The organism is Thermococcus radiotolerans (assembly GCF_002214565.1).
Classification (GTDB): Archaea; Methanobacteriota_B; Thermococci; order Thermococcales; family Thermococcaceae; genus Thermococcus; species Thermococcus radiotolerans.
Genome location: NZ_CP015106.1, coordinates 1052448 through 1076868, shown reverse-complemented (window position 1 = coordinate 1076868; position 24421 = coordinate 1052448). Strand labels below are relative to the sequence as shown.

General features: G+C 56.1%; 33 protein-coding genes. 21 read left to right on the top strand and 12 right to left on the bottom strand.

The features are described 5' to 3' along the window. Positions 1 to 71: 71 nt before the first annotated feature. From A3L10_RS05945 to A3L10_RS05925, 5 genes are read left to right on the top strand one after another with little or no spacing between them, the layout of a single operon-like run. Complete coding sequence (locus A3L10_RS05945; RefSeq protein WP_088866786.1) at positions 72 to 2399, top strand: DNA polymerase; 2328 nt, start codon at positions 72 to 74, stop codon at positions 2397 to 2399. A gap of 57 nt (positions 2400 to 2456) precedes the next feature. Beyond that, a complete protein-coding gene (vapB, locus tag A3L10_RS05940) occupies positions 2457 to 2681 on the top strand; it encodes a type II toxin-antitoxin system VapB family antitoxin (protein ID WP_088866785.1) in 225 nt (74 codons plus the stop codon). Further along, entirely contained in the window at positions 2668 to 3060 is a 393-nt protein-coding gene (locus A3L10_RS05935) for a type II toxin-antitoxin system VapC family toxin (RefSeq protein ID WP_088866784.1), read from the top strand. The genes vapB and A3L10_RS05935 overlap by 14 nt, the downstream gene beginning before the upstream one ends. Before the next feature lie 58 nt (positions 3061 to 3118). After that, a complete protein-coding gene (locus tag A3L10_RS05930) occupies positions 3119 to 3316 on the top strand; it encodes a hypothetical protein (RefSeq protein WP_232460951.1) in 198 nt (65 codons plus the stop codon). After that, entirely contained in the window at positions 3306 to 3746 is a 441-nt protein-coding gene (locus A3L10_RS05925; RefSeq protein WP_232460950.1) for a type II toxin-antitoxin system VapC family toxin, read from the top strand. The genes A3L10_RS05930 and A3L10_RS05925 overlap by 11 nt, the downstream gene beginning before the upstream one ends. Here the strand turns inward: A3L10_RS05925 and A3L10_RS05920 are convergent. From A3L10_RS05920 to A3L10_RS05910, 3 genes are read right to left on the bottom strand one after another with little or no spacing between them, the layout of a single operon-like run. Next, positions 3743 to 4438 (bottom strand): HAD family hydrolase, encoded by a 696-nt coding sequence (locus A3L10_RS05920; protein WP_088866781.1) that lies wholly within the window; start codon positions 4436 to 4438, stop codon positions 3743 to 3745. The genes A3L10_RS05925 and A3L10_RS05920 overlap by 4 nt on opposite strands. Before the next feature lie 39 nt (positions 4439 to 4477). Continuing rightward, positions 4478 to 5509: a DUF3226 domain-containing protein gene (locus A3L10_RS05915; protein WP_088866780.1), complete on the bottom strand. Its 1032-nt coding sequence runs from the start codon at positions 5507 to 5509 to the stop codon at positions 4478 to 4480. Beyond that, positions 5510 to 5971 (bottom strand): DUF2391 family protein, encoded by a 462-nt coding sequence (locus A3L10_RS05910; RefSeq protein ID WP_088866779.1) that lies wholly within the window; start codon positions 5969 to 5971, stop codon positions 5510 to 5512. It lies immediately after the preceding gene. 142 nt (positions 5972 to 6113) lie between these two features. Between A3L10_RS05910 and A3L10_RS05905 the strand changes: the two genes are divergently transcribed. The 5 genes from A3L10_RS05905 to A3L10_RS05885 all read left to right on the top strand — a co-directional run bounded on the left by A3L10_RS05905 (position 6114) and on the right by A3L10_RS05885 (position 11775). Further along, positions 6114 to 7583: an S-layer protein gene (locus A3L10_RS05905; RefSeq protein WP_088866778.1), complete on the top strand. Its 1470-nt coding sequence runs from the start codon at positions 6114 to 6116 to the stop codon at positions 7581 to 7583. Between the two features lie 161 nt (positions 7584 to 7744). Then, entirely contained in the window at positions 7745 to 8923 is a 1179-nt protein-coding gene (locus tag A3L10_RS05900) for an MFS transporter (RefSeq protein WP_088866777.1), read from the top strand. Positions 8924 to 8957: 34 nt separating this feature from the next. Beyond that, positions 8958 to 11183 (top strand): DHH family phosphoesterase, encoded by a 2226-nt coding sequence (locus tag A3L10_RS05895; RefSeq protein ID WP_088866776.1) that lies wholly within the window; start codon positions 8958 to 8960, stop codon positions 11181 to 11183. An 82-nt stretch (positions 11184 to 11265) separates the two neighbouring features. After that, entirely contained in the window at positions 11266 to 11520 is a 255-nt protein-coding gene (locus tag A3L10_RS05890) for a hypothetical protein (RefSeq protein WP_088866775.1), read from the top strand. A gap of 39 nt (positions 11521 to 11559) precedes the next feature. After that, positions 11560 to 11775: a hypothetical protein gene (locus A3L10_RS05885; RefSeq protein WP_088179784.1), complete on the top strand. Its 216-nt coding sequence runs from the start codon at positions 11560 to 11562 to the stop codon at positions 11773 to 11775. A 46-nt stretch (positions 11776 to 11821) separates the two neighbouring features. Here A3L10_RS05885 and A3L10_RS05880 read toward each other — a convergent pair whose 3' ends face one another. Genes A3L10_RS05880 through A3L10_RS05870 form a run of 3 tightly spaced genes read right to left on the bottom strand, consistent with a single transcriptional unit; the run spans position 11822 to position 13730 of the window. After that, a complete protein-coding gene (locus tag A3L10_RS05880) occupies positions 11822 to 13000 on the bottom strand; it encodes an MFS transporter (protein WP_088866774.1) in 1179 nt (392 codons plus the stop codon). Positions 13001 to 13003: 3 nt separating this feature from the next. Continuing rightward, entirely contained in the window at positions 13004 to 13294 is a 291-nt protein-coding gene (locus tag A3L10_RS05875; protein ID WP_088866773.1) for a PadR family transcriptional regulator, read from the bottom strand. Between the two features lie 49 nt (positions 13295 to 13343). Next, positions 13344 to 13730, bottom strand: a complete 387-nt coding sequence (locus tag A3L10_RS05870) for a PaaI family thioesterase (protein ID WP_088866772.1) — start codon at positions 13728 to 13730, stop codon at positions 13344 to 13346. A 98-nt stretch (positions 13731 to 13828) separates the two neighbouring features. On the opposite strand from A3L10_RS05870, the gene A3L10_RS05865 reads away from it, so the two are divergent. Together A3L10_RS05865 and A3L10_RS05860 are read left to right on the top strand one after the other, a co-directional pair. Next, positions 13829 to 14227, top strand: coding sequence for a DUF2240 family protein (locus A3L10_RS05865; protein WP_088866771.1), 399 nt, complete (start codon positions 13829 to 13831; stop codon positions 14225 to 14227). A gap of 66 nt (positions 14228 to 14293) precedes the next feature. Beyond that, a complete protein-coding gene (locus tag A3L10_RS05860; RefSeq protein ID WP_088866770.1) occupies positions 14294 to 14839 on the top strand; it encodes a nicotinamidase in 546 nt (181 codons plus the stop codon). Here A3L10_RS05860 and A3L10_RS05855 read toward each other — a convergent pair. After that, positions 14766 to 15812: an AI-2E family transporter gene (locus tag A3L10_RS05855; protein WP_088866769.1), complete on the bottom strand. Its 1047-nt coding sequence runs from the start codon at positions 15810 to 15812 to the stop codon at positions 14766 to 14768. The two genes, A3L10_RS05860 and A3L10_RS05855, sit on opposite strands and share 74 nt — an antisense overlap. Positions 15813 to 15866: 54 nt before the next feature. Between A3L10_RS05855 and A3L10_RS05850 the strand changes: the two genes are divergently transcribed. Further along, on the top strand, positions 15867 to 16187 hold the full coding sequence (locus A3L10_RS05850; protein ID WP_088866768.1) for a hypothetical protein: 321 nt from the start codon (positions 15867 to 15869) through the stop codon (positions 16185 to 16187). On the opposite strand, the gene A3L10_RS05845 is transcribed toward A3L10_RS05850, so the two are convergent. Continuing rightward, positions 16153 to 16632, bottom strand: a complete 480-nt coding sequence (locus A3L10_RS05845) for a hypothetical protein (RefSeq protein WP_232460948.1) — start codon at positions 16630 to 16632, stop codon at positions 16153 to 16155. The genes A3L10_RS05850 and A3L10_RS05845 overlap by 35 nt on opposite strands. Positions 16633 to 16689: 57 nt before the next feature. Between A3L10_RS05845 and A3L10_RS05840 the strand changes: the two genes are divergently transcribed. Further along, on the top strand, positions 16690 to 17373 hold the full coding sequence (locus A3L10_RS05840; RefSeq protein ID WP_088866766.1) for a DUF4152 family protein: 684 nt from the start codon (positions 16690 to 16692) through the stop codon (positions 17371 to 17373). Between the two features lie 4 nt (positions 17374 to 17377). Here the strand turns inward: A3L10_RS05840 and iorA are convergent, their stop codons facing one another. The 3 genes from iorA to A3L10_RS05825 all read right to left on the bottom strand — a co-directional run bounded on the left by iorA (position 17378) and on the right by A3L10_RS05825 (position 19912). Next, positions 17378 to 19285, bottom strand: a complete 1908-nt coding sequence (gene iorA, locus A3L10_RS05835; RefSeq protein ID WP_088866765.1) for an indolepyruvate ferredoxin oxidoreductase subunit alpha — start codon at positions 19283 to 19285, stop codon at positions 17378 to 17380. 85 nt (positions 19286 to 19370) lie between these two features. Then, positions 19371 to 19649: a hypothetical protein gene (locus A3L10_RS05830; protein WP_088866764.1), complete on the bottom strand. Its 279-nt coding sequence runs from the start codon at positions 19647 to 19649 to the stop codon at positions 19371 to 19373. Between the two features lie 5 nt (positions 19650 to 19654). Next, positions 19655 to 19912, bottom strand: a complete 258-nt coding sequence (locus A3L10_RS05825; RefSeq protein ID WP_335755141.1) for a hypothetical protein — start codon at positions 19910 to 19912, stop codon at positions 19655 to 19657. 81 nt (positions 19913 to 19993) lie between these two features. Between A3L10_RS05825 and A3L10_RS05820 the strand changes: the two genes are divergently transcribed. Both A3L10_RS05820 and A3L10_RS05815 read left to right on the top strand, forming a co-directional pair. Beyond that, positions 19994 to 20281 carry a hypothetical protein gene (locus A3L10_RS05820; protein ID WP_088866762.1) on the top strand — a complete coding sequence of 96 codons (288 nt, stop codon included), beginning with the start codon at positions 19994 to 19996 and terminating at the stop codon, positions 20279 to 20281. A 9-nt stretch (positions 20282 to 20290) separates the two neighbouring features. Then, entirely contained in the window at positions 20291 to 20608 is a 318-nt protein-coding gene (locus A3L10_RS05815; protein WP_088866761.1) for a nucleotide pyrophosphohydrolase, read from the top strand. Here A3L10_RS05815 and A3L10_RS05810 read toward each other — a convergent pair. After that, on the bottom strand, positions 20598 to 21047 hold the full coding sequence (locus A3L10_RS05810) for an HIT family protein (protein ID WP_088866760.1): 450 nt from the start codon (positions 21045 to 21047) through the stop codon (positions 20598 to 20600). The genes A3L10_RS05815 and A3L10_RS05810 overlap by 11 nt on opposite strands. Before the next feature lie 55 nt (positions 21048 to 21102). On the opposite strand from A3L10_RS05810, the gene A3L10_RS05805 reads away from it, so the two are divergent. The 5 genes from A3L10_RS05805 to rrp41 all read left to right on the top strand — a co-directional run bounded on the left by A3L10_RS05805 (position 21103) and on the right by rrp41 (position 24420). Beyond that, positions 21103 to 21324: a hypothetical protein gene (locus tag A3L10_RS05805; RefSeq protein WP_088866759.1), complete on the top strand. Its 222-nt coding sequence runs from the start codon at positions 21103 to 21105 to the stop codon at positions 21322 to 21324. A 78-nt stretch (positions 21325 to 21402) separates the two neighbouring features. Further along, a complete protein-coding gene (gene psmA / locus A3L10_RS05800) occupies positions 21403 to 22185 on the top strand; it encodes an archaeal proteasome endopeptidase complex subunit alpha (protein ID WP_088866758.1) in 783 nt (260 codons plus the stop codon). 11 nt (positions 22186 to 22196) lie between these two features. Then, positions 22197 to 22907 carry a ribosome assembly factor SBDS gene (locus A3L10_RS05795; RefSeq protein ID WP_088179802.1) on the top strand — a complete coding sequence of 237 codons (711 nt, stop codon included), beginning with the start codon at positions 22197 to 22199 and terminating at the stop codon, positions 22905 to 22907. Further along, complete coding sequence (rrp4, locus tag A3L10_RS05790) at positions 22904 to 23674, top strand: exosome complex RNA-binding protein Rrp4 (RefSeq protein WP_088866757.1); 771 nt, start codon at positions 22904 to 22906, stop codon at positions 23672 to 23674. The genes A3L10_RS05795 and rrp4 overlap by 4 nt, the downstream gene beginning before the upstream one ends. Continuing rightward, positions 23671 to 24420: an exosome complex exonuclease Rrp41 gene (gene rrp41 / locus A3L10_RS05785; protein WP_088866756.1), complete on the top strand. Its 750-nt coding sequence runs from the start codon at positions 23671 to 23673 to the stop codon at positions 24418 to 24420. The genes rrp4 and rrp41 overlap by 4 nt, the downstream gene beginning before the upstream one ends. Position 24421: the final 1 nt, after the last annotated feature.

The window sequence follows — 24421 nt, the reverse complement described above, 5'->3', positions numbered from 1 at the left end:
CCGCCGCCATTCTTTTTTAAGCATGGCGAAGTTTATTAGTCTCCAGTTCGATAATCCCACAGGTGTTGGTTATGATCCTCGATACCGACTACATCACAGAGGATGGAAAGCCCGTCATAAGGATATTCAAGAAGGAAAACGGCGAGTTCAAGATAGAATATGACAGGAACTTTGAGCCTTACATCTACGCTCTCCTGAAGGACGATTCTGCCATAGAGGACGTGAAGAAGATAACCGCCGAGCGCCACGGCAAGGTCGTTAAGGTGAAGCGCGCCGAGAAGGTTAAGAAGAAGTTCCTCGGCAGGCCCCTGGAGGTCTGGGTTCTCTACTTCACCCATCCCCAGGACGTCCCGGCGATAAGGGACAGGATACGCGCCCATCCTGCCGTCGTTGACATCTACGAGTACGACATACCCTTCGCCAAGCGCTACCTCATAGACAAGGGTCTGATTCCGATGGAAGGCGACGAGGAGCTCAAGCTACTCTCCTTCGACATCGAGACTCTCTACCACGAGGGCGAGGAGTTCGGAACCGGGCCGATTCTGATGATTAGCTACGCCGACGAGGACGAGGCGAGGGTCATAACGTGGAAGAAAGTCGACCTCCCCTACGTTGACGTCGTCTCCACCGAGAAGGAGATGATAAAGCGCTTCCTCAAGGTCGTGAAGGAGAAGGATCCGGATGTCCTCATAACCTACAACGGCGACAACTTCGACTTCGCCTACCTCAAGAAGCGGTGCGAGAAGCTCGGGATAAAGTTCACCCTTGGGAGAGATGGGAGCGAGCCCAAAATCCAGCGCATGGGAGACAGGTTTGCAGTCGAGGTGAAGGGCAGAATACACTTCGACCTCTACCCCGTCATAAGGAGGACGATAAACCTTCCAACCTACACCCTTGAGGCGGTTTACGAGGCAGTCTTTGGAAAGCCGAAGGAGAAGGTCTACCCCGAGGAGATAACCACCGCCTGGGAGAGCGGCGAGGGGCTTGAGAGGGTCGCGCACTACTCCATGGAGGACGCGAAGGTCACCTTTGAACTCGGCAGGGAGTTCTTCCCGATGGAGGCCCAGCTCTCAAGGCTGATAGGCCAGAGCCTCTGGGACGTCTCCCGCTCAAGCACCGGCAACCTCGTGGAGTGGTTCCTCCTGAGGAAGGCCTACGAGAGGAACGAGCTCGCCCCAAACAAGCCCGACGAGCGGGAACTTGCGAGACGGCGCGGGGGCTACGCGGGTGGATACGTTAAGGAGCCGGAGCGGGGACTGTGGGACAACATAGTCTACCTGGACTTCCGCAGCCTGTATCCCTCGATCATCATCACCCACAACGTCTCGCCGGACACTCTAAACCGCGAGGGCTGTAAAGAGTACGACACCGCCCCACAGGTCGGCCACAGGTTCTGTAAGGACGTCCCGGGCTTCATCCCGAGCCTTTTGGGTGCTCTTCTCGACGAGAGGCAGAAGATAAAGAAGAGGATGAAGGCCAGCATAGACCCGCTGGAGAAGAAACTCCTCGATTACAGGCAGAAGGCCATTAAAATCCTCGCCAACAGCTTCTACGGCTACTACGGCTACGCCCGGTCCCGCTGGTACTGCAAGGAGTGCGCCGAGAGCGTTACGGCATGGGGCAGGGACTACATCGAGATGGTGATCCGCGAGCTGGAGGAGAAGTTTGGCTTCAAGGTGCTCTATGCTGACACCGACGGTCTCCATGCCACTATTCCTGGAGCGGACGCCGAGACGGTCAAGAAGAAGGCGAAGGAGTTCTTAAAATACATCAACCCCAAACTCCCGGGACTTCTCGAACTCGAATACGAGGGCTTCTACGTCAGGGGGTTCTTCGTGACGAAGAAGAAGTACGCGGTCATAGACGAGGAGGGCAAGATAACCACGCGGGGGCTTGAGATCGTCCGGCGCGACTGGAGCGAGATAGCCAAGGAGACCCAGGCGAGGGTTTTGGAGGCCATACTGAGGCACGGTGACGTCGAGGAGGCCGTCAGGATAGTCAAGGACGTTACCGAGAAGCTGAGCAGGTACGAGGTTCCGCCGGAGAAGCTGGTCATCCACGAGCAGATTACCAGGGAGCTAAAGGATTACAAGGCCACCGGCCCGCACGTGGCCATAGCGAAGCGCCTCGCGGCGAGGGGAATAAAGGTACGCCCCGGCACGGTGATAAGCTACATCGTCCTCAAGGGCTCCGGAAGGATAGGCGACAGGGCGATTCCCTTCGACGAGTTCGACCCGACGAAGCACAAGTACGACGCGGAATACTACATCGAGAACCAGGTCCTGCCGGCCGTGGAGAGGATTCTGAAGGCCTTCGGCTACAAGAAGGAGGAGCTCAGGTATCAGAAAACGAGGCAGGTCGGCCTCGGGGCGTGGCTTAAGCCGAAGGGGAAGAAGTGATCCCCTTCGAAAACCTTTTTATCTCTGTATTTCAAACTGTATTTCGGGGTGTATTACATGGCCATTGTTACTGTCCGCGTTCCCGATGAGTTGAAGCTCAAGATGAAGGAGCTTAACGTAAACTGGAGCGAGGAGATTAGAGAGTTCATAAGAAGGCGCATAGACGAGGAAGAACGGAGAAAGAAGATAAAAGAGGCCATGGAGATACTCAAACGCACACCGGTTTCTGTCGAGAAGGGGTTTGCAGCGAAGTCCGTGAGGGAGGACCGTGATAGTCGTTGATGCCTCGGTTCTCGTCAAGGTTCTCCTCAAGGAACCAGGCTGGGAGGAGATTGAGCTCGATTCCAGCACGGCGACGCTGGACTATGCCTTCGTTGAAGGAATGAATGCTATATGGAAAGCCATTAGGAGGGGTAGAGCCACCGAAGAGGCCGGCAGGAACCTTATAACCGTCCTCAAACTCATCGGGGAGGGTATGCTCACGTTTGAGGCGCAAAACTTCTTCGAGAGGGGGCTGGAAATAGCATTGGGGGAGAACATCACGATCTACGATGCCCTTTACATAGCCCTGGCCGAGGTACTGAACGCGGAATTTCTGACTGCGGACGAGAAACAGTATCTGGCCGCCAAAAACTACGTCAAGGCGATGCTCGTTGAATAGCACTCTCATACGGAAACAGTTCCCTTGATAAAAAAGCTTTTTACCTCCTCAACCAAGTATGCATTGGGGGAAAGGTATGGAGAACGTCAACGTGAGGGCAAACGCTGAATGGAGAATCAAAATGGACAAGATGCGGGCTGAAGCGAGGGCAAACGTTGATGAGGTTCTCAAGAGAGCCTTCGGTTATCTGAAGACCTCCAAGAGCTGGAAGGATCTGGAGGCAGAGCTCTATGAGGAGCTTTCTGGTGGACAGTAACGTTTTCATCGAAGCACTTAAAGGGAATCCTGAGGCTGAAAAGATACTAACACGGCTCTTTCATTCAGACGCCAGAGTTTTTATTAACGACGTAGTTTTCAGCGAGGTCATGTATCATTTTATACGCATCAGGGTCGGTTCCTACTGGGAGGCTAAGAAAAACCCCGAGACAGTGGCAAAAACTGTGGGGGAGTTTGAGGAAGTTGTGCTCCCGCTATTGGCGATTCCGGATTTCCTTGAGGTTAATTATGATGTGTCCACGAGGGCACTGCGGCTCTCGAAGACCTATGGACTACTTCCGAACGACTCGATTATTCTGGCGACGGCTGAGTACTACGGCATTGATGCCTTGGTCTCTCTCGATGGCGATTTCAGGCGAGCTTGTGAGGGGGAAGGGATAGTTTTGGTGTCCTCCTCGGAGGATCTTTAATCTGAAATCCTCCCCAGCACCTCCAGAATCCCCTCAACTCCTGGAACCTCGAAGCCCCTCTCGTGGATTTTCCTGACCTCTTCTGCCTCTGGGTTTATCCAGACCGCCCACATGCCTGTCCTCAGCGCTCCCTTAAAGTCCTCCGCGTAAGTGTCTCCGATGTGAATTGCCTCGTCCGGCTCGACTCCAAAGACCTCCAGCGGCTTTTTGAACATCTCTGGCATCGGTTTGTAAGCCAGAACCTCGTCGGCGAAGAAGGTCTTGTCTATTGATTTCATAAGGCCAAAGCGCTCAAGTAAAAGGCGTGTGTATGAACCCGGCCAGAACATCACGTTGCCCGTCACGGTAACCTTCAGCCCCTTTCTCTTAACGCCCTCCAGCGCCTCCTTCGCTCCGGGGAGGATTATCTCGTCGTCAACGTTGAGGGTTGCCCTCGCGGCGGCCCTCTTGACGAGCTCGACGTCTGTTCCCAGGAGTTCCGCCAGCATCTCCTGGCTCTCTTCGAGGGCCCTAGAGGGGTCTCCAGCTGTCTGGGCCCTCATGCGCTTTATCCTCTCGCGGGAGAGCATCATTCCCTCGACGACGTCTATTATGCACGCCCCCATCAGCTTGGAGAGCTCGACGGCCATCGCATCGAGCATGACGTTGATGTCTAGGAGTGTGTTCCAGACGTCGAATGAAACGAGCTTCATGTTCACCACCGGTCTGGATTCCCCTCGGAGGATAAAAACTCAACGCCCCCGCTCCCTACCTGCCAGGTAGGCGAGGCTCTCCATGAGTCCGGCCTCCCTTAGAACCACTTTGAGGTTTCTGAAGCGTGAGCGCATGACGAACAGCTCGTAGAAGCCCTCCAGGTTGCCCCAGTGCCCGTAGGCAGAAAGGGCCAGGTACATGACTTCCTTGGGCTTGAGCTTCCTCCCGAGGCTCTCGTTGAGGGCCTTGAGTCCCGGCTTTATCCTCTCCAGGAGCCCCTCCCGCGCTATGAGGTGGAGCATCAAATCCTCGACGGTCGGCTTCTTCCACTCGATGACCTCGTCCCCGAAGGGCAGGCCGATTATCAGGGGAACCACCTCGGTTTTCCCGACGAGGTAGCCGAGGGGCGTTTTCCTGTGCCCGAAGCCGGAGAGTTTTCCGGTTATCGAGGCCAGGGCGGCGTCTCTGTCCTCATCGATGTCGATGGCGACTCCAAGCCTCTCGACTGTGAAGTCGAAGACGTCCATGGCCTTGAGGAAGTTGCCGAGGTTCCTTATCACCCCGGAGTTGCCCTCACTCGGCAGCACCGCGATGTAGTACTCGTCCTCCTCGCGCTTCAGCAGGTCGAAGTTGTCACGCTCAAAGACGCGCTCGACGAACCGCAGGCTGTATGGGGCCTCCCTGCTCTCCTTGAACTCGAAGAGCTTCTTGAAGACCGCCTTGAAGAACTTGGAGTCGGTCTTCCCCTCGACGAAGAGGACGCTTGACCTCGCCTTCTCCCCAGAAAAGCCACCGCGGACGTCGAAATCGAGGTACTTCCTCAGCTCGTAGACCTCCTTCATTGTGAGGCTCTTCCCCGTGTCGGAGTATATGAGGACGTTCTCCTCGCCCCGCCTGAACTTCCAGGCGATTAAATCGATGAGCTCAAGACTCGCCGTAACGACGGTCTCCTCTCCGGTTAGGGAATCCACGAAATCGATGAGTTCATCGCGGTTTTTCCTGTATTCGGGGAATAGAATGGCCTTCTCATCTGCGAAGGCCTCGAACCTGTCTCCGGTTATTACCCTCATTCACTTCACCATGTCAACGGTTATGGCACCTATCACCGCGAAGGTGCTTATAAGTATGGTCGCGTTGATGTACTGACCGAGGGTGAAGTCGGCCAGGTTGTTGATTCCGTACACGTATATCAGAACGGCCGAGATTAAGTACGCTATTCCCGTGACGGTTAGGAGTCGCTTGGGGATGTGGAAGAGTTCCTCCCTCTTCAGGTTCCCTATCCGAGATTTGGCTATGAACAGGTACGCAATGCCAAGGGTCATGAAGAGTACCGCGATTGAACGTTCAATGGAGATGTCCTTCGCTATCTCCCAGAGTTCCGCTGTGAACAGGAAGGGGAGGGCGAAGGTGACCGCCCCGACTATCTCCTGGGCTATGTCGTCCCATCCGAGCTTGTCCGGGGCTTTTCTCATCTCGTTCTCTCTTTTCAACTCTTCAATGCTGGAGTACAGCTCTTCGAGACGTTTCTCCATTCCAGTTCGCCTTTCGTTTTCAATCCGATGCTCAGGTTCGGGGTTCATCATCCGGTCAGTATTGGATTCACTCATCATCGCAGAAGTAACTTCCGGGGAAAGGTTATAAAGGTTGAGATGCACTTTAAATCGGTGATAAACGATGAAAAAGGCTTTGGTTCTGTTTATGGGCCTGGTGGTTCTGGGCCTGCTCCTTACGCCGATTAACGCAGCGATTACGGGAATCAATTCCTCGAACACAGTGATAGTCCTCCCGACCACCAAGATAGTCAACGGTGTGCCGCTCCACATAGGTGAGGACGCCATAACGGGTTCGAGGCTCGGTGCATTCCTGGTTCTCCAGGGTGTTTCTCAGGGGACGTACACGAAAACCGTTTCTGTGCCCGTCGAGTACCACAGCGTGCTCATTCCCGATGAAAACCAGACCTACAAGCTCAACTCCGTTGACATGCCCGACGTCGGCGTTAACGTCAGCGACGAACCGGTTGGGCACGGCATAGTCATCCAGGTCAACTTCTCGCGGGTCGATTTCAACTCCACTAAAAAAGCCGCCGAGTTCACCGACAGGAGCGTCGAGATAATCTTCAACGAGAACACCACTCCCCTAAACATCGGCGGGGACTACAAGGTCATCTCAACGACGGTGGACGGGAAGGACACCATGTACTTCTACGCCTACACGGAAGTCGAATCAACGACGAGCTCCCTGGGAGAGAGCATAACCGTCGGGAGCTGGACCCTGAAGTTCGTTGATATCAACATCAACCAGGAGGAAATGCTGGTTGACCTCACATACCCCAGCGGCATAATCAAACAGAAGACGATGGACAAGGGCAACTACTACATCATGTACGTTGACTCCAGCGGGAACGAGGACTTCGAATGGTTTGATACGTACCCGTCCTCAAGGATAAACGAACTCCTCGAGAGGGGCGTCAAGGAACTCTTCGTGTTCACCCCGACCGACTTCTTCGTGGGAATAAACAACGCCCAGATGGTCACCTACGACTACTGGCACTACGAGAAGGTCAGGCAGTACCAGGACGGCGACGTTTACAGCGGCCAGTGGGTCTGGGACATAGACCCCGCCAACAACCTCTACGTCCTCTACCTCCACGTCAACGAGAGCCTCGCCGGCTTCAAGAGGGTCTTCATCGGCGAGGGCTCCGCTTTGAAGCTGCCCACCGAGTGGGGACTTGAGATAGCACCGGTGTTCACGAAGAACAATGATGGCGAGATAACCGGAATAGAGGGCTACCGCTTCGTGCGCGTTGCATCAGTGACCAAGAAGGTCTCCATAACCGCACCGAAGATCGAAGCAACGGACGACGTCTACGACTTCATAGTCGAGGACACCCAGCTCAAGGACTTCCCGGCTGACAAGAACGTCATAATCGTCGGTGGCTGGGTCAGCAACAAGGCGTGGGAGCTGCTGGAGCAGGCCTACGGCAAGGACACGGTCAACGCGATCAAAGACGAGATAAACCAGAAGGGCTACGTGATAAAGGAGCTCAAGAACCCGCACAACCCGAGCTACAAGGTGATAATCCTGGCAGGAAAGACCTACGAGGAGACCAGACTCGCCGTGGAGAAGTTCATGGAGGAAATGTAAAATCTTATTTTACCATTTTCTCCTGATTTTACCTTCTCGACTCAAGCCAGAATTGAGCCTCATTTTTGATTTAAACGCTGAGTAATTCCCGGTTTCTTTTAATAAATCTTTCGGTGGATGGGGAGGTAGGTTTATATACTCAAATCACGGTCTGAACGTTCATGTCACTGCAGAACTACCGCGGGTTCGGAAGGGACGCATGGCTGCTCGTTGCCTACTCATTCGCCTCCGCCTTCGGGGGCAACATAGCCTGGTTTATCTTCCCCTTCTACCTCAAATCGCTCGGCTTCGACTACACCAACATAGGTGTGGTCTTCTCGCTCTCAACGCTGGCCCAGGCAGCGGTTCTGCTGTTCTCGGGTCCATTCGGCGCGAGGGTGGGCTACAAGAGAACCGTCCTCCTTGGAGTGAGCATGATGTTCCTCGGGAGGCTCGTTCAGGTTCTCCACCCGACCCTCTGGATGCTCGCCCTGGGCGGCGTTCTGATAGGGATAGGCATGGCACTGGAGTCTCCCTCATTCATGGCGCTGCTCAGCGGGGAGGTGGAGGATGGGAAGAGGCACTACCTGTTCAGCCTCTCCTCGGGAATCGGCACGATAGCCTCCGCCCTCGGAATACTCGTCGCCGGCTTTCTCTCGCGCTGGCTGAGCTATGGAGGAGTGTTCTCCCTGGTTCTCGTGGTCATACCGATTCGGTTCGCGATAGTTCTCTTTGTCAGGCCCGTGCTTGAGAGGCATTCCCGTGGGCTGAACCTAGACAGGAACCTCCTCGTCAGAATAGGCCGCTTCGCCCTTCCCGGGGCGCTGATAGGTCTGGGTGCGGGGATAGCGATTCCCTACATGGGGCTCTGGTTCAACCAGCGCTTTGGGACGAGCCTGGAGAGCATTGGCTGGCTCTTCGCATTCCAGCAGTTCATAATGGGGATCGGGATGTTCCTGCTGCCGATGATAGCCGACAGATTCGGCAGCGTTAAGACGATCGTCTCATTCAACGGGACGGCGAGCGTTCTCATCGGCGCCCTTCCGTTCTCGCCGGCCTTCCCCGTTGCGGCGGTGATATACATCCTCAGGACGATACTGATGAACATAGTCAACCCGATATGGAACTCCTTCATGATGGGGTTCTTCGAGGAAGAGGAGCGCTCCACCGCGATGGCTCTTAACAGCCTGGCCTGGACGGCTACCTTTGGGGTGGGCCAGTACGTGGGCGGCGTTCTCTTCGACATGTCCCTGGTCTGGCCGTTCCTGATAACCGCCTTCCTGTACAGCCTCTCGATGGTGGTGTTCTGGGGCTTCTTCGGTAGGGCGGAGACAAAAGGTTATAAGCCACCGTCGGCCTAGGTCTCTCAGACGAGAGATTTCTAGGGTGATGCTCATGGTGGTTAAGGACTGTCCCGAGTGCCACGGAACCGGGAAGGTTAAGGTTGGCGAGAAGGAGTGCCCCGTTTGTGAGGGCTGGGGTTACGTTCCTGCCGATTTCAAGGTTGGGGAGAAGCTGAAGGGCTATCGCAACCTCGATTACATCGGCGTCGAGGACGAGGTTGACGAGATACCCTGTCCCGAGTGCCACGGGAAGGGTGTAGTGCCGGTTTACGACACTTGCCCGACCTGCGGTGGAACCGGCCGCGTCCTGGCCTGCGACATCTGTGGCAAGGTGAAGGGGCCTTGGGAGCCAGGGATGGAGACCACCTGGATCTGCCCGGACTGCATGCGTAAGTACAAGGTCGTCTACGTTCTCGACAAGACCTGTGACGTGGAGGACATAGAAGTTGGGAACGTCTACAAGGGAACCATAGACAGGGTGGAGCGTTTTGGCGTATTCGTCAGGCTCAACCCGCACGTTAGGGGGTTGATACGCAGGAAGGACCTCCTCGGCGGCAGGGATTACAAGCCAGGGGACGAGATACTGGTCCAGGTTCTCGATGTAAAGCCCGACAGGGGCGAGGTGGACTTCATAGAGTCCGCCCTCAAACACTACAAGGAGGTAGTCGTCAGAAAGGAGCTCCCGATAACGCTCATCGGCGACCTCCGCAAGGACATGGCGGGTCAGACGGTCAGACTGCGCGGCAAGGTCACCCAGATACAGGTGACCGGCGGTCCAACGGTCTTCACGATAACCGATGGAACGGGCATAACGTGGGCGGCCGCCTTCGAGGCGCCTGGGGTTAGGGCCTATCCGAACATAAACGTCGGCGACATCGTGGAGATAATAGGTAAGGTGGCCTTCCACTCCGGCGAGATTCAGATAGAGACCAGCGATATGGCGAGGCTCTGGGGGCCGGAGGCTGCCGAGGTCAAGAGGCGCATAGAGGAGGAGCTCGACAGGCGCGCCCAGCCCCAGGATGTCGGCTTCCTCATTGAGAGCGAGGTTCTTGAGGCTCTGAAGCCGAAGATAATGAAGGCTGCCTTCATGATACGCAGGGCGATCTACGAGGGCAGGCCGATACTGCTGAGGCACCACGCCGACGCCGACGGCTACACCTCCGGCTTGGCTTTGGAGTACGCGATAGTTCCGCTCATCGAGGAAGTCTCGCCGGACTCCGGCGCCAGGTGGAAGCTCTTCAAGCGCAGACCGAGCAGGGCGCCCTTCTACGAGCTGGAGGATGTGCTCAAGGATATCATCTTCATGGTCGAGGACCACGAGAGGTTCGGCGACCCGCTCCCACTGCTCGTCATAGTGGACAACGGCGGAACGAGCGAGGACATTCCTGCCTACAAGCGCATAAGGGCCTTCGGCGTCCCGATAGTCGTCATAGACCACCACGACCCGCGCGAATGGGTGAGCGAGGACAGGGCCAAGGTCGACGACTACGTCGATGTGCACGTCAACCCGCACCACATAAAGCGCGGCTACTACGAGCTAACGGCGGGAATGCTTGCGACCGAGGTGGCCCGCTTCATCAACCCCGAAGTGGAGGACAAGATAAAGCACCTCCCCGCCATAGCCGGAACCGGCGACAGGAGCAAGGCTCCGGAGTTCTACCAGTACCTGGAGATAGCGAAGAAAGCGAAGGGCCTCGACGAGGAAGACCTCAAGAGGATAGCCGAGGTGATAGACCACGAGGCCTACTTCTGGAAGTTCATGGACGGACACGGCGTAATCGACGAGATACTCCTCCTAACCGGCAATCTCCAGAGACACCGCGAGCTCATCAACGCTATCTACCCTGAGGTCAAGGAGAAGCAGGAGAAGGCTTTGAAGGCCTCGCTGCCGCACGTCAAGAGCGTCGTCCTTCCGAACGGGATAAGGTTCAACACGATAGACATCGAGCTCTTTGCTCCAAAGTTCAGCTATCCGAGCCCGGGCAAGCTCTCCGGCCTGATACACGACCACTTCAAGGAGAAGTACGGCGAGGACGCGCCGATACTCACCCTGGCTTATGGTCCGGACTTCGCGGTGGTCAGGGCCGCGGACGGGATGGCGGCATACAGCTTCGACCTGAACGAGATAATTCCAAAGCTCCAGGAGGCCCTGCCGAGCGCGGGGATAGAGGGCGGTGGCCACAGCTACGCCGGCTCGATAAAGTTCTTCGAGGGCATGCGCAAGGAGGTTCTTGAGGAGTTCGCGAAGCAGGTGGTCAGGCTGAAGAAGACGGGCTGAAAGCGCTTTCCTTTTCTTTCAATGCCAACCTTTTTAACATCGCTGACCGAGGGATTCATGAGCAATGTTTGGAGGAATGTTGATGAGAATAGTTCTTGAGGTTACTTTTAAAATGGGGGGCGTTTCTTACCGCGGCCATCGCTGGGAAGAAGATGTCCTGGTTTTTGAGTTCGAGAGGCTTGGGGATGCGTTCATTCAGGTTCTCAGCACTCGGAAGGTTGAGGAGGAAGTTGAGAGAAGGCCCTCGGCCGTGATCGTCGAACTGAAGACGAAAGAAGGCGGGAAAATCTTCGAGGCCACCAAGGAGGAAGGAATCTACCGGGCCGCTGAGCCTTAGGTTTTTATAGTTCCCCACCAACTCTCTACGGTGATGGCCATGTACATGGCGGAGTTCAAGCTTCGCTTCGGCGACATGAAATGGTACGTCCGGAGGATCGTCGAGGCTTCCTCGCTCGAGGAGGCGGAGGAAATCGCCGAGCGCTACGCAAAGGCGATGAACAAGGGTGAAGTTAAGTGGGAGCTCAGCTACGTCATTGAGGCTGAGAGACCCCTGCTCATTGGAAAGGAAGAGCTTGAGAAGATGGGCGCCTGATTTTCAGCCTGCCCTTACCTTTTCTCTCAAAAATTTGAGGGAGCGGTCACTCCCTCACGAAGGCCATTAGGACCATGGCAACGACGTTCATAGCTGCGGCGAAGGTGAAGGTGTAGGCTAGGGAGTAGCTCCCCCAGAGCCAGCCCGCTATCACCGACGCCGGGAAGACGAAGACGCCGAAGACCGTGTGGTATGCCCCTATTATAGTGCCCTTCTCGTATTCCCTCGCCAGATCCGCCATGTACGCCCTGGGTATCGTGTCCTCGATGGCGATATAAATCCCGTAGAGCACGAAGGCCGCTATGAGCGTGTAGAAGTTCCTCGCGTATGCAAAAGCTAAAGCCGCCAGGGCCGCAACTCCGAAGCCCAGGGTTATCATCCTCTTCTTGCCGAAGGTATCGGAGTAAACTCCGAGGGGATAGGCCGAGAGGGCGTAGATCAGGTTGAAGAGGGCGTAGAAGGCTATGCTCTGGACAACGGAGTAGCCGAGCTCCTGCGCCTTCCACATCGTGAAGGCGTAGCTGTACCTTCCAAGGGCACCTATCGCCACCACCGCTAAGAAGAGCTGCAGGTTCCTGTTCTTCAGTGTTGAGATGCCCTTGATCTTCTTTTTGACCTCACCGCCCCGGTCCTTCACGAAGAGGATTATAACGAAGAGCGATATCGCCCCTGGAACCGCGGAGAGCAGGAAGATGTAGCGGTAGGCCGTTTCCGCCGGAAGGCTCTTCAGGAACTCGATGAGTGCTATGGCAACGAGCGGACCGGCGACGGCTCCGAGGGTGTCCATCATTCTGTGGAAGCCGAAGGACTTTCCGGTCTTCCCCTTCTCGCTCGATTCCGCTATAAGCGCATCTCTGGGGGCGGTTCTTATGCCCTTCCCGATCCTGTCCAGGGCGCGCAGGAGGAGGAAGTCCCACCAGTAGCGGGTGAATGCCAGGGCACCTTTGGCGAGGGTTGAGAGGGCGTAACCGGCGAAGACGAAGGCCTTTCTCTTTCTAAAGCGGTCGCTCACGTAGCCGAAGGCTACCTTGAACAGCGAGCTCATGCTCTCTATCGCGCCCATAACGGAACCGCTGAGCAGCTTTCCGGCGTCGAGAACCTCCATCAGATAGCTCGGCATAACGGGCATTATCATCTCGCTGCTCATGTCGTTGAGGAAGCTGACGATTCCGAGCAGGAAGACATTCCAGCTTATTCCGAATATCTTCTTTTTCCTTTCCTCCATTCCTCATTCCCCCAGCAGTTCGAGACAGAGTTCCCTCAGCCTTTTCTTGCCCTCGTCGAGGGTTCTTTGGCCGATTTCCGTTATCTCGTAGACCCTAACCCGTCTCCCGCCCCGGACCTCCCAGTGGCTTTTGAGGAGGCCCTCCCCTTCCAGGGAGTGAAGGAGTGGGTACATGGTTCCCGGGCTGATGTGGTAGCCGTGTCTCTCAAGTTCTTTCATCAGAAACGAGCCTGTAACTGGTTCTTCGCTCGCGTGGTGGAGTATGTGTAGAGCTAAGAAGTCCCGGTACTTCATATCGAACACCGATATCGGGTTTCGATATCTAGGTTTAAAAAATTTTGGCTCATTCGAGCACGTGCTTCTCCAGAACGTAGCAGTGGAAGATCCCCTCGAAGACCGTCTCGTCCCTCTCGTTGAAGACCTCGGCCTTTACTATCTTCTTCCTTCCAAGGTCTTCCTCTATCCTGGCCCTCGCTAGAAGTCTTTCTCCTGTCTTGACCGGCTTGAGGAACTTGACCTCAGCCTTTCCAAGAACCACCGTCGGCTCGTTGACGGCCAGCATTGCCGCGTAGTCAGCCAGGCCAAAGGTGAAACCGCCGTGGACGAGCCCGTATTCATCAACGGCCATCTCTTTAGTGGTCTCCAGAAGGACCTCCGCGTAATCTTTCTCAATTTTCACGGGTTTTCCAACCAATCTTTCAGAGGTCAGCCTGTGAGTTCTCTGCTCCATTGGCATCACCGTTTAGAGTTCTCGTGGGTGCTTAAACATCTAACGGAGTTATGCAAAGGTTTATTTATTTCCTAGCCCTAAAAAAGTTAGGTGGTTGCGTGCACCCGATAAAACGCGCGGTTGAGTATAAGGGCTCGGTTGAGTTCACCAGGAGCGAACTCGTGGGGATACTGGCCTTCAGCCTCCGCCTGATGGACGTGAAGGCCGCGAAGGAGCTTATAGCGAAGTCTCTGGAGGAGGGCCTCCTCGAGGAAAAGGACGGTCTTCTGGTGGTCAACAAAGCCCTGCTAGCGGAGGAAGAGGCCGAGGAGGACTTCTTCAACGAGATGGTGACGCATATAGCAAATTCCCTCGGCTGGGAGCGGGAGGAGGTTCTTGAGGGCATCAAATCCATGCGCGAGCGCTACGGCGACCTCGACGAGAAGGTTCTGGCGTATCTCTTCGGCATGGACAAGGGCGTTGACATGTCGCGCTTTAAAGACCGGCTCGAGCTGTGAGGGCTTTTCCTTCTATTCCGCAAACCGTTTTAACGATCCCGCCGAATTCTATTTTGGGGTGATGTCATGCCCGAGGAGGCGCTCATCGTCGTTGACATGCAGAGGGATTTCATGCCCGGGGGAGCCCTGCCGGTTCCAGAGGGAGACAGGATAATACCCCGGTGCAACCGCTACATCGAGGAGTTCAGGAAGAGGGGGGCTTTGATAGTTGCCACGCGCGACTGGCATCCCGAGAACCACGTCAGCTTTAGGGAGCAGGGCGGCCCGTGGCCGAGGCACTGCGTTCAAAACACTCCCGGGGCGGAGTTCGTAGTGGAGCTTCCGGCCGATGCCGTGATAATCTCAAAGGCCACGGAGCCGGATAAGGAGGCCTATTCGGGATTCGAGGGGACGAACCTGGCAGAGATACTGAAGAGAAACGGTGTGAAGAGGGTTTACGTCTGCGGCGTCGCCACGGAGTACTGCGTTAAGGCAACGGCCCTCGATGCTGTTAAGAACGGCTTCGAGACCTACCTCCTCCGCGACGCGGTGAAGGGAATCAAACCCCAGGATGAGGAGCGGGCTTTGAGGGAGATGGAGAGGGCCGGCGTGAAGGTTCTCTACCTGATATGACCCTCTTCCATTCTTTCAGGAGAACCAGGAGAAGGTTGAGCACTATAGGACCTATTATGAGGCCCTTTACCCCCATGGCCCACGTTCCGCCTATCATTCCTATGAAGACGAGGGTCTCGTCGAGATTTGCGTCCTTGGCGACCATCATCGGCCTTATCGTGTAGTCTGGCATCGGGGAGACCAGGAGGAAGCCGTAGACCGCTATCCCAATCGCGTGGAGGTACATGGCCTCCTTGGCGAAGTACGCGGCCGCGAGGAGCCATATCATCCAGCCCTCGAAGAGGGGAACGAAGGAGAAGATGAAGGTCAGGAACCCGGCCACTATCGCGGTGTAGAGGTCGGAGACCCCGAACAGGAGGAAGCCAAACGTCATCAGAACACCTTTTATGACGTTCAAAATCAGCCAGGCCCTTACCAGTGCTCCCAGGGTCTTGTTAAGGCTTTCGAGTATCTCCTCACCCAGACGGCGGTTCTTATCCGGAATCGCCAGCCGTATCTCCTCCGCTATCTCATGCGCGTTGGAAAGTGCGTAGTAGAATGTAAAGAGGAAGACGACGAGCTGGAGGAGGTACATGGGGAGGGAGAAGGCCTGCTTCGATATGTAGTCCGACAACCTTGGGATGAGCTGATTGAAGAAGTTCTGGAGGAAATCGAGAACCTCGGGGGGCAGCGGCTGTGTCATGAGCCACCTGAAGAAATCAACGACGCTCTGGTAGAAAGATGCCGCGACCTGGACGGATATCATTAAAAGCTCGAGGGTCACCACACCGCCGAGCCCCAGCATTCCCACCGTGAGGAGCACCGCGGAGTGAATCTCGCCGAGCTTGGAGGCGAGTCTCCTGTGTATGGGATATGCTGCGTAGGCCAGAATCAGGCCGAAGAATATTGGCGTTATCAATGGGCTGATGGCCTTCCACGTTATGTAGGCTATGATGAGCACGGTGGCAGCCCAGGCAAGTCTCTCCGCCTTCATATCCCTCGACAGGTTTATTAGGTCTCCCCTTATAAACCATGCGTGGTGTCGGCGATGGAAAAGGCTCTAAAGGAAAAGGCCCTGGCGTATATGAACCGTGCCGAGTATTATCTGGGGGAGAGACGCTTCGAGATGGCGTACAACGCCTATATGGATGCCCTCTACACGATGGGGGCCTACCAGGTTTATCTGGACACGGGTCTTCTCATGCCAGTGGCCGAGATGATGGGGATCCTTGAGAGCCGGCATCCTGAAATCCACGAGGTTATAGTCCGATATTCTCGACTGACTAGTTTTGATGAGGGAACGATAAAGGCCATGAGAAAAGATGTGGAGAGGCTCAGGGATGCGATGTTTCCCACTGCGGGGGAATGATCGACCTTATCCCCAACATTGAGGACAGCATCTTCTCGTCTTCCCTTCTCTCCGTTCTGCAGTCCAGAACAGCGCCCTCGAGCGTCTTCGCCAGTCCCTCGTTTCCGTAGAGGGTGACCAGCACTATGCCTCCGTCAGAGGGGTGGAAGGTTATGTAGATGATGCCCTCGTCCCTCACCTCTATCCCGGAGGGGACCATCTTCAGCAGAAACGCCCCGCTCTTGCCGTCGCGGTTCCATATTCCGGTTATCTCAAGCATGCCATGGGAGTAGAAGACGTTGAGAAACGGCAGGGGCTCCCCGGTGGGCGTTAGGGGATACGTCCCCATCTTGTACAGGACGACCTTTCCCCTAGCAGTTCCCAGAAACACCGAACCGCAGAGGTCGTCTATGTAAGAACCCAAAGCTTCATAAACAATATCGCCTGACCCATCCAACGCTATCACCATTGTATATGTTGGCTTCCGTCCTATATTGGTAATTGGTCCTTAACGGTGGTTGCGATGAGAATAGTCGCCGCTGACACGGGTGGTGCCCTGCTGGATGAGGAGTACAATCCAATAGGTCTAATAGCCACGGCGGCCGTTCTTGTGGAGAGGCCATACAGAACGGCAACGATGAGCGTGGTGAGGTACGGGAATCCCTTCGACTACGACATGAGCGGAAGGCAGGCCGTTCGGGAGGAGGCTTTTCTGGCCGTTGAACTCGCGAGGGAAGTTAAGCCCGACGTGATACACCTCGACTCGACGATAGGTGGAATCGAGGTACGGAAGCTCGACGAGCCGACGATCGACGCTCTGACGATAACCGACCGCGGCAAGGAAGTGTGGAAGGACCTGGCCAAGGACCTTCAGCCCCTGGCGAAGAAATTCTGGGAGGAGACGGGGATAGAGATAGTCGCCATCGGCAAGTCCAGTGTCCCGGTTAGAATAGCGGAGATTTACTCGGGCCTCTACACCGCCAAGTGGGCGATTGACTACGCGAGGGACCACGGCAAGGCCATCGTCGGCCTGCCGAGGTATATGAAAGTTGAAATCCGTCCCGGAAAAATCTACGGCGAGAGCCTCGACCCGCGCGAGGGCGGTCTCTTCGGGGAAATTGGGGCAGAAACGGAAGGAATCGGCTGGGAGCTCTACCCGAACCCACTCGTGAGGCGCTTCATGGTTCTGGAAGTTTGGAGGGAGTGAGGGGCTAAGCCCCCCTCTCCAGCTCGCTCGGGAACTTTATCGCGTCGAACGGGCACGTCTGGTTGCAGACGCCGCAGCCGGTGCAGAGCAGGTTGTCTATCCTGACCTTGTTGGTATCCGGCTCGTAAACAAGCGCCGGACAGCCGGTCAGGAGTATGCATGCCTTGCAGCCGGTGCACTTCTCCTCGATAACCACAGGTATCTCTCCTATCTCGCCGCGCCTTATGACCGGTATAACGCACTCCTGCTTCGCTATTATCACCGCAGGTCCTTCGACCTGCATGGCCTCCTTTATGGCCTCCCTCGTTGCTTTGAGGTCGTAGGGGTCAACGGTCTTAACGTACTTCACTCCGAGAGCCTTGACCAGCGCCTCGATGTCGATCTCGTTGAACTTCCTGCCGGTTTCGCTTCCGCCGGTTCCGGGATGGGGCTGGTGGCCGGTCATCGCCGTGGTTCTGTTGTCGAGTATCATCACCAGGACGTTCAGGTTCTTGTAGACCGCATCGACCAGCGGCTGGATCCCGTTGTGGAAGAACGTCGAATCACCGATGGTGGCTATCACCTTCTTGTTCAGCGCCACGCTCTGACCGTTGGCCAGGCTTATGCTGGCGCCCATCACGTACTCGGTCCAGATGGCTTCGAGCGGCGGGAGGAGCGAAAGGGCGTAGCAGCCTATGTCACCGTGTATCGGGACGCTGAACCTGCCCAGCCTGAGGTCCCTCAGAGCGTCCAGCGCGGCCCTGTAGGAGCCCCTGTGTGGACAGCCTGGACACATCACCGGGGGTCTCTTCGGGGCGAGGCTTTCGGCGTATTTGACCTCCTCCGGCTTCTCGTAGGTCTCCCCCTCCTCGCCGATGAGCCGCAGCAGTGTGTTTCTCACAAGGCTCGGAGTGAGCTCGCCCTCGAGCGGGAAGTGGCCGGTTCTCTTCCCGTAGATTGGGACGTTGAGGCCGGCCTCGTAGGCGGCGATCTTAACCTCTTCCTCGAGGAACGGCGCGCCGTCCTCAACCACTATCGCGAAGTCCACGTCCTTGAGGAAGTCAACGACGAGCTTCCTTGGAAGAGGATGCGGCGTTGAGAGCTTGAGAACCTTGAAATCACCCTCGATCTTCGGGAGAACCTCGCGCACGTAGTTGTAGGGCGCGCCCTCGACGATGATTCCGATCCTTCCCTCGCCTTCGACCCAGTTGAAGGGCATCGAGTTGAACTCCTCCTCTATCTTTGCCAGGGTCTCGTTCAGCCACCTGTGCCTCTTCCTGTTGCCCTCCATGCTCGCGCGCACATACCTCTCGATGTCCTTCTTGAACTTTGGCTCGCGCTCCAGCTCGACGAACTCGCCGACTTCAACGTCGCTCGTCGTGTGGTTCACCCTCGTGGTGGTTCTGAATATGACCGGAACCTTGTAGCGCTCGCTCAGCTCGTAGGCGTAGATGATTAAATCATGTGCCTCCTGAGGATCGGCCGGCTCAAGAACCGGCAGAAGTGAGATTTTGCCATAATACCTATCGTCCTGCTCGGTCTGACTGGTGTGCGGCCCCGGGTCATCGGCGACGAGGATGACCAGACCTCCTTCAACGCCGGAGTAGGCGAGGCTCATGAGGGGGTCGGCGGCGACGTTGAGACCGACGCACTTCATCGTGACGAGCGTCCTTAGGCCGGTGTAAGCGACTCCCGCGGCCTCCTCCAGGGCCACCTTTTCGTTAGGGGCCCACTCGGCGAATACCTCCGGCTTCAGATGGGCTATCGTTTCGATGACCTCGGTCGACGGTGTCCCGGGGTAGCCTGTCGCAAAGACAACGCCGCTTTCGAGGGCACCATAAGCGATGGCTTCGTTACCCATGAGAAGCTTTTTCTCACGCTTCCTGGTCTTGACTTCGGTTGAATCAGAAGGATAAGCCTTAATCGCTTCCACTATGACCACCGTAGTTTCTTTGTGCATGGGGTTAAAACTCTACCTTCAGAAAAGTGTCGATGAAAATCGAAAAATATTCGGAAAATCACCGCCGTTTTTTCTCGTTCTTGTCGTAGTAGACCTCGTTGTGTGTTCTGAACCAGGTTCTCGTTATGGTCTCCGAGCGCCACTCCCTGGGTGCCACTACGAAGATAGCCCCGAAGACGAAGGCCACCACTGTGATAACGCCCGCAACAGGTGCGTAGCCCGAGAAGCCCCAGAACATGATGAGAAACGGGACGCTGATTACCCCAATCACGATGGAGGCGAAGAGCACCATTAGGAGCCTGTACCCGTACCTCTCCATAAAGAGTCCCAGGTCCATCCCTTTTACCTCCGTTTCCTATCGTCGTAGAAGTACTTGCTGAATACCTGCGCTTGGGCATCTAGTACTCTCTTATTCACAAGGCTACGGACGACTACGAGCATTAGAATTAAGCCGCCGAACAGTAGGCCTAGGTATTTCAGCGCCGCGTATACCCAGATGCCAATGATCGCGAACATACCCAGGATTATCATGCCGAAAATCCCGAGCAAGATTTTGTACCCGTACCTCTCCATGAAGAGGTCGAAGTCCACCCCGACCACCGTATGGATTTCATCCTGTTGAACGTAAAAACCTTTCGGGAGGCTTAAATACCCCCGCGGGTAGATGAATACGTGGTGAAAATGAAGGTGGGGGAACTTATCGAGCTGGTCGATGAGACCATAGCCAACCTGAAGATAGCGATAATCGCGAACCAGAACAGGGTCTTTGAGAGCCCGCACACGAGTTACGAGTTTGCCCAGCGGGCCCTGGAGCTCCAGGAGGACCTGGATGACCTGATGAAGGCGCGCGAGATGCTCGCCAAACTCGACCCCGAGGACGACGTTGAGGAGCATTTCTCGGAGGAGGAGCTCGATGAGTTTTTGAGGCTCCTTGAACTTCTCAGGAATGCCAATGCCCACGCCTACTGAGGTGGTCCCATGGACTTTAGGGAGCTTGAGAAGAAGCTCGTCGCCTTCCGAGATGCGAGGAATTGGGCCGAGTACCACACGCCGAAGAACCTGGCTATATCCGCGGCGGTCGAGCTGGGCGAACTGCTCGAGCACTTTCAGTGGGAGACTGACGAGGAGATACTTGAGGCCGTCAAAGACCCGGCCAAAAAGGAGGCCATAGCCGATGAGATAGCCGATGTCGTTATCTACCTCACGCTACTCGCCCACGAGCTGGGCATAGACCTGGACGAGGCCCTCGAGAGGAAGCTGGAGAAGAACGGGAGGAAGTACCCGCTCAGGACCTGAACGCTTTCCTCAGAACCTCGATTTCTTCATCGCTCATCCTGTTCTTCTCCCAGCGCTCCCTCAGGCTGAGGTTCTCGTCCTCCAGATCCAGCACAGCCTTCCTGACGCCGCCCCGCGGGTGGGAGCAGTCCCCCTCCCAGCGGGGGATGACGTGGACGTGCAGATGGGGAACCGTCTGGCCCGCGGCCTTTCCCAGGTTTATCCCAACGTTGAAGCCGTCCGGCCTCAGAGCCTGGGTCAGCTTTTCCATCGCCAGCTCTATCCCCCTCAGTAGCGCCTCCTTCTCCTCCGGGCTCAGCTCGTTCGGACTCTCAACGTGCCGCCTCGGGACGACCAGCAGGTGTCCCCTGTTCGCTGGATAGGAGTCAACGAGTATCCTGATGATTCCGTCATCGTAAAGAATTGCCTCCCGCTTCGCGTTGCAGAACGGACACTCCATCGGCAACACCAAAGACTTAAAACGGGTTTCAAATAAAAAGGCCTCGGTGAGAGGAATGGAGGAGACCCTTGAAGTAATGAACAGAACGTACCGGAGGTTCCTCGCGCTGGGCATGGGGTTTCTCATAGTGGCCTTCGGCATGATGATAGTTCAGCCCCTCGGCCGGGAGCCGTCGCTGATTCTGGCCGCGATACTATTCGTGATAGCATTCATCCCCCTGGAGTTCGCCAGAAGAATAGCCAGAAAGATGGCGATGCTCGCCTTGCGGGGTGAATAGAAAAGCTTAATTAGGCCGTCCGAGAATTATGGCCAGAGAGTAGGAGATATGACGATAATACGTTAGAGGTGATGTAAAATGGCGTTTGTACCACCACAGGCAGGTTACGACAGGGCCATTACTGTTTTTAGCCCTGACGGAAGGCTCTTCCAGGTAAACTACGCACGGGAGGCCGTTAAGAGGGGAGCAACCGCCGTCGGTGTTAAGTGGAAGGAAGGCGTCGTTCTCGCCGTTGAGAAAAGGATAACCAGCAAGCTCATCGAGCCAAGCAGCTACGAGAAGATTTTCCAGATCGACGACCATATAGCCGCCGCTCCGAGCGGTATAATCGCGGATGCGAGAGTCCTCGTTGATAGGGCCAGGCTTGAGGCCCAGGTTTACCGGCTGACCTACGGCGAACCCGTTCCGCTCACCGTTCTGGTGAAGAAGATATGCGACCTCAAGCAGGCCCACACCCAGTACGGCGGTGTGAGGCCCTTTGGTGCGGCCCTTCTAATGGCAGGGGTCAACGACAAGCCCGAGCTCTACGAGACCGATCCGAGCGGGGCCTACTTCGAGTGGAAGGCCGTCGCGATAGGCAGCGGCAGGAACACTGCGATGGCCATCTTCGAGGAGCACTACACCGACGACATAGACATGGAGGGAGCGGTAAAGCTCGCCATAATGGCCCTCGCGAAGACCCTTGAGGAGCCGGGTCCGGACAGCATAGAGGTCGCTTACATCACCATGGAGGACAAGCGCTGGAAGAAGCTCGGCAAGGAAGATGTTGCCAAGTACCTCGATGAAATCCTCGAAGAGGTCAAGGAAGAGGAAGTTGAGGAGAAGGAAGAGGACTACTCCGAGCTGGACAGCAACTACTGAGGTGACGGGCGATGCCCATAAGTGTTGATAAAGCCGTCATCGCCCGTCTGAAGACGCACGGCGAGACCTTCGAGATACTCGTTGACCCGTACCTGGCCAGGGACTTCAAGGAGGGCAAGGACGTCCCCGTTGAGGAGATCCTCGCCACTCCCTACGTTTTCAAGGACGCCCACAAGGGCGACAAGGCCAGCGAGCACGAGATGGAGAAGATATTCGGCACCAGCGACCCCTACGAGGTGGCGAAGATAATCCTCCGCAAGGGAGAGGTTCAGCTGACGGCGGAGCAGAGGAGGCAGATGCTCGAGGACAAGAGGCGCTACATAGCGACCGTGATTCACAGGCACGCCGTCGACCCGAGGACCGGCTATCCGCACCCAGTTGATAGAATCCTCAGGGCGATGGAGGAAGCTGGGGTCCACATTGACCTCTTCAAGGACGCAGAGGCGCAGGTTCCCGGAGTCATCAAGGCGATAAGGCCGCTTCTCCCGATAAAGATGGAGCTGAAGGTCATAGCCGTCAAGATACCCGGTGACTACGTTGGCAAGGCCTACGGGGAGGTAAGGAAGTTCGGAACGATAAAGCGCGAGGAGTGGGCCAGCGACGGTTCGTGGCTGTTCCTCATCGAGATTCCCGGGGGAATTGAGGACGAGTTTTATGAGAAGCTTAACGCCCTCACGAAGGGCAATGCGGTAACTAAACTTATAGAGAGGAAGGGACTATGAGACGGATTTTTGTAAAGAATAGGGAACTGGTGGTTCCTGGGACTCTGCTTGCCCAGGGACCGTTTAAGAGCGGAAGAGGAACGTTCAGAGAAGGCAACAGGATATACTCGACGGTCGTTGGACTGGTTGAGATCAGGGGAGACTCCATAAGGGTGATACCACTAGAGGGACCGTACATCCCAGAGGTGGGCGATAACGTTCTCGGCAAGATAACCGACGTCAGGTTCTCCAACTGGAGCGTTGACATAGGGGCACCCTACGAGGCCAACCTGCGCGTTCAGGACGCCACGGAGGAGCGCATAGACATACTGAAGACCGACCTGAGGAAGATATTCGACATTGGCGACATAATCTACGCCAGGATAAAGGCGTACAACGAGATAAACCAGATAGACCTGACCACGAGGGGCATGCCCTTCAAGGGCGGCCCGCTCAGGGGAGGGCAGATAGTGAAGATAACGCCCTCCAAGGTGCCGAGGCTCATCGGTAAGGGCGGTTCAATGATAAACCTCATCAAGAAGCTGACCGGGACGAGGATAATAGTCGGCCAGAACGGCTGGGTCTGGGTCAGCGGCAAGAAGGAAGAGATGGAGAAGCTCGCGATCGAGGCGATACTCAAAGTGAACAGGGAGAGCCACACCCAGGGGCTGACCGACAGGGTCAAGGAACTTCTCATAACGAGACTCCAGGAGCTCAAGGAGCGGGGAGTCGTTGAGGAGATACCCCAGATTGAAGAGCCAAATGCTGGAGAGGGTGAAGGAGAATGATGGGCAAGCCAGAGGGTTTAAAGCTCATAGATGAGAACGGAAAGAGAATAGACGGGAGAAAGAAGTACGAACTCAGGCCTATAAAGATGGAAGTCGGCGTGCTGAAGAACGCCGACGGTTCTGCCTACGTTGAGTGGGGCAAGAACAAGGTTCTGGCGGCAGTTTACGGGCCGAGGGAGATTCACCCCAAGCACCTCCAGAGGCCGGACAGGGCCATACTCCGCGTGAGGTACAACATGGCGCCCTTTAGCGTGGAGGAGCGCAAGAAGCCTGGTCCGGACAGGAGGAGCGTCGAGATAAGCAAGGTCATAAGGGGCGCGCTTGAGCCGGCGCTCATACTCGAGATGTTTCCAAGAACGTCCATAGACGTATTCATCGAGGTCCTTCAGGCCGACGCGGGAACGAGGGTCGCCGGAATAACGGCAGCGTCACTCGCCTTGGCGGATGCGGGCGTCCCCATGAGGGACCTGGTCGCTGCCTGCGCCGCCGGCAAGATAGAGGGCGAGATAGTCCTCGACCTCAACAAGGACGAGGACAACTACGGCGAGGCCGACGTTCCGGTCGCGATAATGCCCCTCAAGAACGACATAACACTGCTTCAGATGGACGGCTACCTCACCAAGGATGAGTTCGTCGAGGCGGTAAAGCTCGCCATCAAGGGCGCCAAGGCAGTCTACCAGAAGCAGCGCGAGGCGCTGAAGGTGAAGTATCTCAAGATAGCTGAGGAGGTCGGTGGAGGTGACTGAG

What these genes read in the sequence shown, in the direction of transcription:
- A3L10_RS05945 (WP_088866786.1), top strand. Translation starts at nt 72, where the DNA reads ATGATCCTCGATACCGACTACATCACAGAGGATGGAAAGCCCGTCATA.
- vapB (WP_088866785.1), top strand. Translation starts at nt 2,457, where the DNA reads ATGGCCATTGTTACTGTCCGCGTTCCCGATGAGTTGAAGCTCAAGATG.
- A3L10_RS05930 (WP_232460951.1), top strand. Translation starts at nt 3,119, where the DNA reads ATGCATTGGGGGAAAGGTATGGAGAACGTCAACGTGAGGGCAAACGCT.
- A3L10_RS05920 (WP_088866781.1), bottom strand. Translation starts at nt 4,438, where the DNA reads ATGAAGCTCGTTTCATTCGACGTCTGGAACACACTCCTAGACATCAAC.
- A3L10_RS05915 (WP_088866780.1), bottom strand. Translation starts at nt 5,509, where the DNA reads ATGAGGGTAATAACCGGAGACAGGTTCGAGGCCTTCGCAGATGAGAAG.
- A3L10_RS05910 (WP_088866779.1), bottom strand. Translation starts at nt 5,971, where the DNA reads ATGGAGAAACGTCTCGAAGAGCTGTACTCCAGCATTGAAGAGTTGAAA.
- A3L10_RS05905 (WP_088866778.1), top strand. Translation starts at nt 6,114, where the DNA reads ATGAAAAAGGCTTTGGTTCTGTTTATGGGCCTGGTGGTTCTGGGCCTG.
- A3L10_RS05900 (WP_088866777.1), top strand. Translation starts at nt 7,745, where the DNA reads ATGTCACTGCAGAACTACCGCGGGTTCGGAAGGGACGCATGGCTGCTC.
- A3L10_RS05895 (WP_088866776.1), top strand. Translation starts at nt 8,958, where the DNA reads ATGGTGGTTAAGGACTGTCCCGAGTGCCACGGAACCGGGAAGGTTAAG.
- A3L10_RS05890 (WP_088866775.1), top strand. Translation starts at nt 11,266, where the DNA reads ATGAGAATAGTTCTTGAGGTTACTTTTAAAATGGGGGGCGTTTCTTAC.
- A3L10_RS05885 (WP_088179784.1), top strand. Translation starts at nt 11,560, where the DNA reads ATGTACATGGCGGAGTTCAAGCTTCGCTTCGGCGACATGAAATGGTAC.
- A3L10_RS05880 (WP_088866774.1), bottom strand. Translation starts at nt 13,000, where the DNA reads ATGGAGGAAAGGAAAAAGAAGATATTCGGAATAAGCTGGAATGTCTTC.
- A3L10_RS05875 (WP_088866773.1), bottom strand. Translation starts at nt 13,294, where the DNA reads ATGAAGTACCGGGACTTCTTAGCTCTACACATACTCCACCACGCGAGC.
- A3L10_RS05870 (WP_088866772.1), bottom strand. Translation starts at nt 13,730, where the DNA reads ATGGAGCAGAGAACTCACAGGCTGACCTCTGAAAGATTGGTTGGAAAA.
- A3L10_RS05860 (WP_088866770.1), top strand. Translation starts at nt 14,294, where the DNA reads ATGCCCGAGGAGGCGCTCATCGTCGTTGACATGCAGAGGGATTTCATG.
- A3L10_RS05855 (WP_088866769.1), bottom strand. Translation starts at nt 15,812, where the DNA reads ATGAAGGCGGAGAGACTTGCCTGGGCTGCCACCGTGCTCATCATAGCC.
- A3L10_RS05850 (WP_088866768.1), top strand. Translation starts at nt 15,867, where the DNA reads ATGGAAAAGGCTCTAAAGGAAAAGGCCCTGGCGTATATGAACCGTGCC.
- A3L10_RS05840 (WP_088866766.1), top strand. Translation starts at nt 16,690, where the DNA reads ATGAGAATAGTCGCCGCTGACACGGGTGGTGCCCTGCTGGATGAGGAG.
- A3L10_RS05830 (WP_088866764.1), bottom strand. Translation starts at nt 19,649, where the DNA reads ATGGACCTGGGACTCTTTATGGAGAGGTACGGGTACAGGCTCCTAATG.
- A3L10_RS05820 (WP_088866762.1), top strand. Translation starts at nt 19,994, where the DNA reads ATGAAGGTGGGGGAACTTATCGAGCTGGTCGATGAGACCATAGCCAAC.
- A3L10_RS05815 (WP_088866761.1), top strand. Translation starts at nt 20,291, where the DNA reads ATGGACTTTAGGGAGCTTGAGAAGAAGCTCGTCGCCTTCCGAGATGCG.
- A3L10_RS05810 (WP_088866760.1), bottom strand. Translation starts at nt 21,047, where the DNA reads ATGGAGTGTCCGTTCTGCAACGCGAAGCGGGAGGCAATTCTTTACGAT.
- A3L10_RS05805 (WP_088866759.1), top strand. Translation starts at nt 21,103, where the DNA reads ATGGAGGAGACCCTTGAAGTAATGAACAGAACGTACCGGAGGTTCCTC.
- psmA (WP_088866758.1), top strand. Translation starts at nt 21,403, where the DNA reads ATGGCGTTTGTACCACCACAGGCAGGTTACGACAGGGCCATTACTGTT.
- A3L10_RS05795 (WP_088179802.1), top strand. Translation starts at nt 22,197, where the DNA reads ATGCCCATAAGTGTTGATAAAGCCGTCATCGCCCGTCTGAAGACGCAC.
- rrp4 (WP_088866757.1), top strand. Translation starts at nt 22,904, where the DNA reads ATGAGACGGATTTTTGTAAAGAATAGGGAACTGGTGGTTCCTGGGACT.
- rrp41 (WP_088866756.1), top strand. Translation starts at nt 23,671, where the DNA reads ATGATGGGCAAGCCAGAGGGTTTAAAGCTCATAGATGAGAACGGAAAG.